Here is a 1473-nt window from a genome sequence, read left to right as displayed (position 1 = left end):
TTGATAAGAGAGGGTTTCTGGCTCATCGTAACCGCCAAGGAGTGGAGATGAGAAAGAAACCCGGAACCAAGCAGAGCCACGGTGAGAAAGTTGCAAAAGACATCCGCCGCGCCACGCGTAAGCAATATTCAGCAGAAGAGAAGATCAGGATTGTGCTGGACGGCCTGAAGGGCGAAGACAGTATTTCAGAGCTGTGCCGTCGTGAGGGCATTGCACAGAGCCTCTACTACAGTTGGTCCAAGGAATTCCTGGAAGCCGGCAAAAAACGTCTGGCAGGCGACACGGCCCGAGCAGCGACATCGACCGAGGTCAAAGATCTGCGCCGCGAGGCGCGAGATCTGAAGGAAGTAGTTGCCGAACAGGCTCTTGAACTGCGGTTGCTCAAAAAAAGCATGATCGCGGATGGGGACGACGGCGAATGAGGTATCCTGCATCTGAAAAGCTGGAGATCATCCGCCTCGTCGAAGGTTCGCATCTCCCGACCAAGCGCACTTTGGAAAAGCTGGGCATCCCGAAGACCACCTTCTATCGCTGGTATGACCAGTATCTATCGGGTGGTTCTGAGGCGCTTGAGGATCGCAGTCCCAAGCCATCACGGGTCTGGAACCGTATTCCGCAGCCAATGCGTGAGAAGATCAAGGACCTGGCTCTGAAGGAAAGTGAGCTTTCTCCGCGTGAGTTGGCTGTTCGCTTCACTGACACGGAAAAGTATTTTGTGTCAGAGGCTTCTGTCTATCGCATCCTCAAGTCCTACGATCTCATCACCAGCCCGGCTTATGTGATTTTGTCCGCTGCGGATGAGTTCAGGGACAAAACGACACGACCGAACCAGCTCTGGCAGACCGACTTTACCTATCTCAAGGTGATCGGCTGGGGCTGGTTCTATCTCAGTACGATTTTGGATGATTACAGCCGTTACATCATCGCTTGGAAGCTTTGTACGACGATGAAGACCGAGGATGTGACCGACACTCTGGACCTGGCACTACAGGCGTCGGGTTGTGATCAGGCAACCGTGCTGCACAAACCGCGCCTGCTCAGCGACAACGGGTCCAGCTACATCTCTGGTGAGCTTGCCGAATGGCTGGAAGATCAGAAAATGGATCATGTTCGAGGCGCGCCATATCACCCACAGACCCAAGGCAAGATCGAGCGCTGGCACCAGACTCTCAAGAACCGCATCTTATTGGAGAACTACTATCTGCCCGGCGACCTTCAGCAGCAGATCGGTGCTTTCGTCGACCACTACAACCACCGGCGCTATCACGAGAGCCTCCAAAACCTCACGCCCGCTGATGTCTACTTCGGACGCGGGCAGACCATTCTAAAGCAGCGAGAAAGGATCAAACGAAAGACCATCGAAACCCGGCGCTTGCTTCACCGCAAATCCGCCGCATAATCAGACAAACCAGATGAGCCAGATCCTCTCTTAGATCAGGCAGCCATCTGTCCCAAAATCCCTGACGACGGACA

General features: G+C 54.2%; 1 protein-coding gene. It reads left to right on the top strand.

Annotated elements, in window-relative coordinates:
* Window positions 1-47 precede the first annotated feature (47 nt).
* Window positions 48-1399 (top strand): IS3 family transposase gene (locus AC2FI9_RS22770; protein ID WP_496771007.1). Its coding sequence is split into 2 segments (ribosomal slippage): window positions 48-384 and window positions 384-1399, totalling 1353 coding nucleotides; the frame shifts between segments, so codons are not numbered across the junction.
* The last annotated feature ends 74 nt before the right edge of the window (window positions 1400-1473 follow it).

Source organism: Ruegeria sp. CDSA246 (assembly GCF_059611225.1).
Note: the sequence above shows the minus strand (reverse complement) of the source record. Positions and strands in the feature narration are given on the sequence as shown.